Origin of the sequence: Schlesneria sp., assembly GCF_036405755.1 — a bacterium.
GTDB classification, from domain to species: domain Bacteria; phylum Planctomycetota; class Planctomycetia; order Planctomycetales; family Planctomycetaceae; genus Schlesneria; species Schlesneria sphaerica.
In genome coordinates this window covers 1-8,908 of record NZ_DASWWZ010000412.1, presented here as the reverse complement: position 1 = coordinate 8,908, position 8,908 = coordinate 1, and the positions used below count along the sequence as shown (strand labels likewise).

The following is an 8,908-nucleotide window of genomic DNA, read 5'->3' as shown; positions in this document are numbered from 1 at the left end:
TCGCACGGGCCTGCTCAATCGCTGACGCGGTCACGTCCGCAGCGATTTTGAGTACCTTGATCGGACGTCCCTTGGGATCCAGGATGGGATTGTAAGTGGCCTGAATCCAGATCTCGCGATTTCCTTTCGCGATTCGTTTGTACTGAGCCGCGGTAAACTCGCCTCGATTGAGGCTTTCCCAGAATTCCCGATAGGCGGGGCTGTGCCGGAACGCCTCTTCAACGAACATCCGATGATGCCGCCCTCGAATTTCATCCAGCGTGTAGCCGACGATTTTGAGGAAGTTTTCATTGGCGGTGATGATCGTGCCGTCCATTTCAAACTCAACCATCGCCTGCGATTTGCTAAGAGCGTTGGTGATACCGATCTTTTCTGTGTACTCAAGTGTTTTCTTCGTCACATCGGTCGCGAACTTGGTAACGCCGACCAGTTTTCCACTGTTGTTTCTGATCGGGGTGTACGTTGCCTGCAACCAGACTTCGGTTCCGCCTTTGGTGAGACGGCGAAAATGGCCAGCTTGAAACTCGCCACGCCGCAGGGCGTTCCAGAATTCTCGATATTCGGCGCTGTCGCGAGTCTCCTCGTCGACGAAGATGCGGTGATTTCGGCCCTGGATTTCGTCGAATTGATACCCCATCACGCTCAGGAACAGAGGATTCGCCGACAGGATCGTGCCCTCCAGATCAAACTCGATCATGGCCTGAGCGCGGATCAGCGCCTCAGCGATAGCCGCCTTTTGCTCCTGCTCCGCCTTGCGCACTGTGGCCGCTGAGGCGGATCTTGGCACAGGGGTTGCGCGGTTCGGGCGATCTGTCGTGGCCACACGTCTCTCCGTCTGACTATATCCGGGCGAACTATTAAACTGGCCACCAGAATCGGTGGTGCTCCCAGGAATCAATAGGTGCTCACCTACTAATTGATCCAGAATTCCAACCCTACCTCAAAAATACTTGATTGCAAGAAGTATGTGGCGGGACGAATCGCAATCCAGGGTGTCTGCGCAGGTTATGTGGAAGTGAATCCAGCCCGATGCATGTCGTTCCCGAGCGGATGGAAATCCACAACATTCGACTCAGACGAGTTTTACGCTTCTTACGGAACTCATTCTGCGAAGTGCAGCAAGCCCGGACGAGGGTAGGGCAGCCGTTCCCCATGAGGCCGAAATGCATTCCCCGGTACGTCAGTTGAATCTGCAACAGACCACTTGAATTAACTTCCGGCAGCGTGGCCATAAAGAGCATTTGCCGTTGGGGAATTTCTCCAACGGCAAATGCAAGTCCGCCTGAACAGACTCATAAAGTGGTAGTCTCAAGGTCTGGTGAGACTACTTAAGGCGTCGATAGTGGGAGGTCATGAAGTGTTTCCAGGTTCCGCTCTCCTCCATGACTTGCGACGAAAGAATGCGATGATCGGCGTCGACGATCTTGATTGTGTCCTGATACCGACAGAGTTTTCCGTCGCCTGAGAACCCGGGCCCCTCAGAATCGAGAACCAGCACAGTTCCGGAATCGTCCAGTGTACCGTTGTACGGCCACAGGTGGGTCATGACCGATGCGATGAACGTTCCCACGAACCTTTGGGTTGCAGGATCAAATCCCAGTGTCGTGATCATATTACATTCCTCCCCTTCGGGAGATTTGCTCGCCCCTTCCCCGACGGTCCAGAGCCCACCCAGAGAACGAACGACTTCAGTCCCGGTATTTCTGACAGGGGGCTGTCCCGGGCCGCCATCGCACTCCGCCTCCCATGTCCAGGTTCCGACGAGTTGCTGCAGCCATTCGTGTTCTTTGAGCGGTTTTGGAATTTCCATGGTTTTTCCTACTGTAAGGACGGTCGACTCGAGTTGAGGCCCGCTTTGAGAAGCAGGCGAGCGACACCGACTCATTTCCCGGACTGGCCATGATCCCACTGACAGAGTTCGGTTGGACCATCAGCACAGCGGTCAAGAGAGGATGTCGTCCCCTGACTTCAAAAATTGAGGATTCAACCCTTAGTCGAAACGGCCAAAGGTGAATCGACAACATTTTTGAAAATCACTTTGAGACAGTCGTCGGCACAACGGGAGCCATGATTTTCGAAGCGTGTCGCTGGTTGACATGAAGAGAATTCGTCGCCACCACAGCATTTGCCGGGAAATCAATCGTCAGTGGTTCACCCGTGTTCGGATTGGGTTCGAAAAACGGTGCCCCGGTACTTGCCACCGTTACACGAATGCGGTGACCTTTGTTGAAGATCTGACTTAACCAACCCACATCGAAGGCAACTTTGGCAACTTCACCCGGCTTGAGGAATACTTCCTTGTCAAATCCGTCTCGGTAGCGTGCTCGGCGGACGTAGTCCATGATCAGAATCGAGCGACCATCGGGGTAGACGTCGCTGACCCGGACGATGAAGTCCGTGTCTTTTGCATCGGACGACACGTAGAGTTCCGCCTGCACCTTGCCGGTCCACTCAACGGGTTGATCCAGCACCTCCGTCGTGAAAACGCGAACATCGGCATGCTTTTCAAATTCGCGGGCATCCTTGGCCCCCGGAAACGCGATCGAAGGGATCGGCACCGGATGAAATGGATCGGCCTTCCAGCTCACGGTGGCGTCACTGGAGGCTGCGGCAGTCAGTTTGAGCGTCCCATCTGATTGAGGAAAATAGGGAGTTGGCGTCGCCGCGACAGGCCAGTCGAACGATGTACGCCATTCATTTCCCGGGGCTCCTTCTTCACCCACAGCCCCCATTACATAGTAACGGACAGTCGGTTCCTGCGTGACAGCGTTATTGATTCCTTTCAAGTGGTAATCGAACCACCGCAACATGTGCGCATCCATGGGAAACTTCGCATTCTCAGGGTACGTCAGGTCCCCGGACTGATTGGTTTCTTTAAACCGGCTGTGCAGCCACGGCCCAATCAGCAGTTGCTGGATCCCGCGCGAGTGAGGTCCGCCGCGATGCTGGCGACCGATAAAACTGTCGATCGAACCGACACACATGAAGTCGTACCAGCTGCCAACGGTGAAACAGGGGACATCCATCTGATCAAAGAACCGCGTACAATCTTCATCGGCCCAATACGCATCATACGTTGAATGAGCAAACCATTCGGCGAGCAATTTGCGATTGTGTTCCGGAACCCGGGCGATCTTATCGAGCGTTTTGAATCGTTCGGGTCGTGTTGTTCCCCCAATGCGATACCCCTCGTGGAACAGGCTCAGCCCCGTATCAATCATGTATTGAGCAGCCAGATGGGGAGGACGGGTCACTGCCAGAAAGTTCTGAGCGAATCCGGCTTGCGAGCTGCCGAAGGTCCCGACCTTGCCCGTCGACCACGGCTGGATCGCCAGCCATTCGACCAGGTCGTATCCATCCTTACGCTCCCCCCAGCCCAGCGACCGGTAGCCGCGCCAATCTCCTTCGGACTGCTGTGACCCTCGAAAATTGGCGAGTACGGTTACATAGCCCCCTGTCTTGGCGAGATTGGCGAGATACTTCTGCGTTCTCGGTTCATTCGCGTTTGCATATCGCTGCTCGAGAAGAACTGGCCACGGTCCTTCGCCCGGTGGGATATAGAGAAAGGCGGAAAGCCGGACGCCATCCCGCATGGGAATCATGACATGCTTTTCAGTGACCCCTCCCAGGTCAACACCCTCTGCCGCAGTGAGCTGCCCTGAGATGCAGTAAAGACCCAAAACCGTGATGACCAGCCAACGAGACCACGACATGCAATTCCTCCTGTTAGTAACTCCAGAACTGTCAGCAGTGGAACATACGCATCAGCGACCGTTATTCCAATTGTGCCAGCAACAATTCTGCCCGGTTCGGATGAACTCGAATCGGTGTTGGCCGTCCCCGCCTGCCCACCAGAAATGATGTCTCCTGCAGCGACCAACCGCAGGAAATCCCCATCAATTGACCTGACTGAAAATCGAAGCGGTGTAACATCGATGCGCTGACGGATGGGATTCGTTGGCAGGTCCGGGTGAAGTCGGTAAGGTGATCCCGCCAGGCTCAAGCGAATTGAGGACGGCCTACTGCGTTTACCCGTGCCCCTGTCGCGTCAGGCTTGAAGTCGCTGCAACTGAGCCTTGTTTGAATCCCTCCTTTTCGAGAAGTACCAGATGGAAGCCAATGCCGCGATTGAACTTGTCCAGCAATTGATGGCGATTCCGGGACGCAGCCGCGAAGAGGGGCGCGTGATGGAGTTCATCCGAGATCGTCTCATGCGGGCTGGGCTTCCCGCGTCGGCATTCCAAGATGACGGTGCCAATGAGCGGATTCCGGGCGGGGGTCAAGTTGGTAATCTGATCGTCACGTTGCCAGGCTCTGTTGCAGGCCCCAGTCGCCTGCTGATGGCGCACGTGGATATGGTTCCCATTTGTGTTGGTTCCCAACCCGCAGTCCGCGGAGAATCGATCGTCTCGCTGAATTCGGAATCGGGGCTGGGAGGTGACAATCGGGCAGGCGTCGCCGTGATCATGACGGCGGCTCTCGAGATTCTTGAGAAGAAGTTGCCACATCCGCCAACGACTCTGCTGTTCGCTGTTCAGGAAGAGATTGGCCTATATGGAGCCCGCCATGTTTCGGCGGATTTGCTCGGCAATCCCGAACTCTGCTTTAACTGGGACGGAGGCGATCCGTCGCAGATCTGCATCGGAGCGACGGGTGATTACGCCATGTCAGTCGAGATTGAAGGGGTTGCCAGTCATGCTGGCGTTCACCCCGAAGAAGGTGTCAGTGCCATCGCGATTGCGGGATTAGCGATTGCGAATCTGGTAAAAAATGGCTGGCACGGCCTGATCGAGAAGGGGACGAACCGGGGCACCAGTAACGTCGGGATCATTCACGCGGGTGAGGCCACAAACGTGGTCACTCCCCGACTTTCTCTCAAAGCGGAAGCCCGCAGCCACGATCCTGAATTTCGCAAAACGATTGTCCAGGCTTACCGGTCGGCATTTGAATCCGCCGCAAGCGAAATCCGATCCAGCAAAGGTGAAACAGGCCGAGTCACGTTCAATTCGACGCTTCAATACGAATCCTTCTGCCTGCCAGCCGACTCGGCCGTCGTCCAGCGGGCACTCGCCGCGACGAAGAAAATTGGACTGCCGGCCCAGACTCGGATTGGCAATGGCGGACTCGACGCCAACTGGATGGCACTACACGGTCTCCCCACCGTGACTCTCGGGTGTGGTCAGCAGGACATTCATACGACGAATGAAACACTGCACATCCCCAGCTTCCTGCAGGCCTGCCAGATCGCCTTGATTCTGGCAACAGACGCAACCTGAGGCACGCCGCGCACTTTCCCGCGTCGCTCGGTCACACCCAACTGGTAATAAGCACTGCCCCCCGAAGTTCGAAACGTGTCGGCATCAGAAAATAACGACGCGGTAATCAAGCGTGCTCGATGGGGCTCGGATGCCCGGAAAGAAGCGGTCCTAAGCATGGATGCGTCAACCGGGACTGCCACTGAGGATCGACCGAATCGATTCGTGCTCGGTCGATCCAGTGATCTAGTTCACGACGTTCTGGACGACATCTTCCGTTCTGAATCGAACTTTGGGCAGGCGGGCATACTTGTCCGCATCAGAACGATAGCCGGCAGCGGCGATCACGGTGGACTGGTAACCATGCTCCGTCAGACCGAGAATCTCATCATATTTGGCGGGCTCGAAACCTTCGATGGGACACGTGTCGATTCCCATCATTGCGGCGGCAGCCATGAAGAATCCGAGCGCAATGTAGACTTGGCGGCTCGCCCACTCGTTGATATCGAACGCAGGATTATGCAGAGCCCCAAGCATGACACGGCGCAGTCCCTGCATCGATTCCACGGCGACCCCTCTGACTTCGGCCATGCGTTCCAGATGCCGGTCGATTTCGACAGCGCTGAGATCTTTCTTAATGGCGAAAATCACCAGATGCGAAGCATCAACGATCTGTGCCTGATTCCAGCTCGCGGGTTTCAGCCGGGCCTTGGTCTCGGCACCCGTCACCACCAGAAACCGCCATGGTTGCAGCCCAAACGACGACGGCGTCAAGACCAGAGTCTGCTCTAGTCTCTTCCAGTCCGAGTGAGGAATGACACGGGTAGGATCGAACATCTTCGTCGCGTACCGCCATTCGAGTTGTCTTTCGACGATGTCGCTGGCAATGGGTGACATTGTGGACGGTACTCCGGCGAACTGGGATTCATTGCGTACGAGGCTGGGATTGAGCTGTCGAAAGGATGATAGGCCCCGGCAGGTTTACATCAAGTCCCACCGGTACCGCAAATCTCCGTGAATCTCATGATTTCACGGGAAGTGAGCGTGCGCGGGACGAGGGATCCGGGACCATGAGGTGGAATTCAAACTCGGATCTCTGCCAGACCACGATTTGCGGGAATTCACCGAGCGGGGGGGGGGCGGGACGTCATCTTTTTCGTGCCCTCGCCCCCAGAGGATGTCGGGCAAAGGTTGTCGGGTGCTGCGGACCCTACCGGTATTCCCGCCTGTGAGGCTGTTCGGGAACCTGACGGTCCCGGTGACTCGGTTGCAAAAGGGGAATGAGAGGTTGCGGTACTGCAATTTTCGCACGAAATGATCTGTTCCCTCTGTACTCTTTTCAGTTCTCGGTTATACTCCTAATTCACGAGCTTCGGCTCTTCTATCCTTTGGACGATTGAATGTGCCATCGGATAAACCCTTTCAGGGTGCGATGGGTTTTAATGGGGACGCGGTTTGCGTCCGACACATCTCGTCCTGATCCCCGCAAGCATTGCGTTGGAAGAGGGGCTTTACTAGCGAGACGACCCGCTTGCGATCCGCGACGGGACGATTCAATAGAAGATCCTCGACTTGCGGGTTCCTTAAATCACGCGGCCTCCTGCCATAACAATGGCGCGAAGCACGGTGTTCGGGGCGGGTGTCGTTTCCTTGCAAGCTGAGTCGTCGCAGGACCACGGAGTCTCTTTTCGTGATCTTGTCTGATGGCGGGGCGGTCGCCCACGCTGTGTCGACTCATCGTACTGAGGACCCAGACCCTTTGCCCGGTGCATCTCTCGCATCGTTGTTCTGCTTCCGATAGGTCCGCTGGGAGTTTTCGTTGAGTTTTTCTGATCTCGGGCTTTGTCAGCCCATTTTGAATGCAGTTAAGGCAGAAGGTTATGAAACCCCTACGCCGATCCAGGCACAGGCAATTCCGCACGCGTTAGCAGGACGCGACCTTTTCGGATGCGCCCAGACGGGTACTGGAAAGACGGCCGCATTCTCCTTGCCAATTCTCCATCGATTGATGGAAGCTGGCGTTCCTTCAGCGAAGGTTCGTCGTCCAATTCGGGCGCTGATCCTGGCCCCCACTCGAGAATTGGCAATCCAGATTGCCGACTGCATTCTGGCCTACAGCCAGAACACCCATATTCGTCACACGCTGGTTTTCGGGGGTGTCAGTCAGGTTCCGCAGGTGCGCGCTCTGCAGCGCGGAATCGATATTGTCGTCGCTACCCCAGGACGATTGTGTGACCTAATCGGGCAAGGTCATGTCGACCTCAGCCACGTCGAAACATTCGTGCTCGACGAAGCAGATCGAATGCTCGACATGGGCTTCATCCACGATATTCGTCACATCGCCGAACGAGTTCCCAAAGCTCGACAGACGTTATTCTTTTCGGCCACGATGCCGCGAGAAATTCGCGAACTGTCAACGTCGTTGCTGAGCAATCCCGTCACGGTCGAAATTACGCCCGTTGCGACCGCTGCGGAAACAGTCCAGCAATCGGTGTTCATGATTCCGCAATCAAACAAGCCGCGTCTGCTTCAGACGCTGCTGACGATGCCGGAAATTGCTCGAGCTCTGGTTTTCACCCGTACCAAGCATGGCGCCGACAAGGTTCTGCGTCACTTGATGCAGGCGGGAATTCGCGCCGACACGATCCACGGCGGCAAGTCACAGGCCAAACGCCAGCGCGCCTTGGCGGACTTCAAGTCGAACCGACTGCAAGTACTGGTCGCGACCGACATCGCCGCTCGCGGAATTGATGTCGACGGGATCACCCACGTGATCAACTATGACCTGCCAGCGGAAATCGAATCGTACGTCCACCGAATCGGACGAACGGGTCGTGCAGGCGCGAAGGGGATCGCGATGTCCTTCTGCGATCCAACCGAACGATCCAAACTGCGAGCCATTGAGCGAGCAATCCGACAGCCGATCGAAGTCGCCAAGACGCCGAACCTGGTGATTGCGCCTGTTGCTGCAATCAAGCACGACTTTGAAACCCGCGAGCCGCACCGTCCAGCACGTCCGACCGATGGGACGAACGGGATGCCCCCACGGCGACCCCAAGGGGCGATGGGTGATCGACGCCCTGGCCAGGGAAGTCGGGCAGGTGGTCCCCCCCGCCGCCGGGATTACAGCAGCAGGTAAACTCAATTCGGCCCGGTGCTTGCCCCCGGTGCGAAGTGCCCCCTCGTCAACCGAGCGTGCATTGAGTTGACATCGAGCGCCTGCTGCAAGTTTCCTTGCAGCAGGCGATGTTCTTTTGTACAGATAAAAATCGGGGTGTAGACTGGACGCCCCATCGGCGATTGCATGTAATCCGTTTCGCAGTCGCTCGCAGTCCGTTTCTTCGTTAGTCGGTTGCAGTGAATGTCTGATTCCATCCTGTCGACGAACCGTTCGAAGCGAAGTCCTTTTGCGGGGATCTTGCCGATCGTTGTGGCATTGCTGCTGACGGCGGTCTATTTTCGAGCACCTCAAATTGCCCGGAATTGGTCTGTACCCGGCCACATCTTCTTTCGTGGCGTCGTCGTCCTGATCGGTGCATCCGGGGCGATTCGTGTCTTCCAGACCTTAAAGCGATCCGGCTTCAAATTTCCGCTCTGGTTCATCGTCAGTCAGCATCGTATGACGATCCCGGTCGAAGGCTGGGCCTATCTGG

General features: G+C 56.3%; 7 protein-coding genes. 3 read left to right on the top strand and 4 right to left on the bottom strand.

Annotation, left to right across the window (positions count from 1 at the left end; all coding sequences use genetic code 11):
• The 3 genes from VGE80_RS14195 to VGE80_RS14185 form a co-directional block, all read right to left on the bottom strand.
• On the bottom strand, positions 1-823 hold an 823-nt coding region (locus VGE80_RS14195), incomplete at its 3' end, for a PAS domain-containing protein (protein WP_440593127.1).
• A gap of 501 nt (positions 824-1,324) precedes the next feature.
• Entirely contained in the window at positions 1,325-1,810 is a 486-nt protein-coding gene (locus VGE80_RS14190) for a DUF1579 domain-containing protein (protein ID WP_373652035.1), read from the bottom strand.
• A gap of 223 nt (positions 1,811-2,033) precedes the next feature.
• Positions 2,034-3,713, bottom strand: a complete 1,680-nt coding sequence (locus VGE80_RS14185; protein WP_440593126.1) for a CocE/NonD family hydrolase — start codon at positions 3,711-3,713, stop codon at positions 2,034-2,036.
• Between the two features lie 363 nt (positions 3,714-4,076).
• On the opposite strand from VGE80_RS14185, the gene VGE80_RS14180 reads away from it, so the two are divergent.
• The gene (locus VGE80_RS14180; protein WP_440593125.1) at positions 4,077-5,276 is read left to right on the top strand and encodes a M20/M25/M40 family metallo-hydrolase; all 1,200 of its coding nucleotides are present in this window, start codon (positions 4,077-4,079) and stop codon (positions 5,274-5,276) included.
• Positions 5,277-5,501: 225 nt separating this feature from the next.
• Here the strand turns inward: VGE80_RS14180 and VGE80_RS14175 are convergent, their stop codons facing one another.
• Positions 5,502-6,152 (bottom strand): NAD(P)H-dependent oxidoreductase, encoded by a 651-nt coding sequence (locus VGE80_RS14175; RefSeq protein WP_440593124.1) that lies wholly within the window; start codon positions 6,150-6,152, stop codon positions 5,502-5,504.
• Between the two features lie 922 nt (positions 6,153-7,074).
• Between VGE80_RS14175 and VGE80_RS14170 the strand changes: the two genes are divergently transcribed.
• A complete protein-coding gene (locus VGE80_RS14170; protein WP_440593123.1) occupies positions 7,075-8,394 on the top strand; it encodes a DEAD/DEAH box helicase in 1,320 nt (439 codons plus the stop codon).
• Between the two features lie 222 nt (positions 8,395-8,616).
• On the top strand, positions 8,617-8,908 hold a 292-nt coding region (locus tag VGE80_RS14165), incomplete at its 3' end, for a hypothetical protein (protein ID WP_440593122.1).

Excerpts from the sequence above, each read along its gene's own strand:
- VGE80_RS14190 (WP_373652035.1), bottom strand. The coding sequence starts at position 1,810 with ATGGAAATTCCAAAACCGCTCAAAGAACACGAATGGCTGCAGCAACTC.
- VGE80_RS14185 (WP_440593126.1), bottom strand. The coding sequence starts at position 3,713 with ATGTCGTGGTCTCGTTGGCTGGTCATCACGGTTTTGGGTCTTTACTGC.
- VGE80_RS14175 (WP_440593124.1), bottom strand. The coding sequence starts at position 6,152 with ATGTCACCCATTGCCAGCGACATCGTCGAAAGACAACTCGAATGGCGG.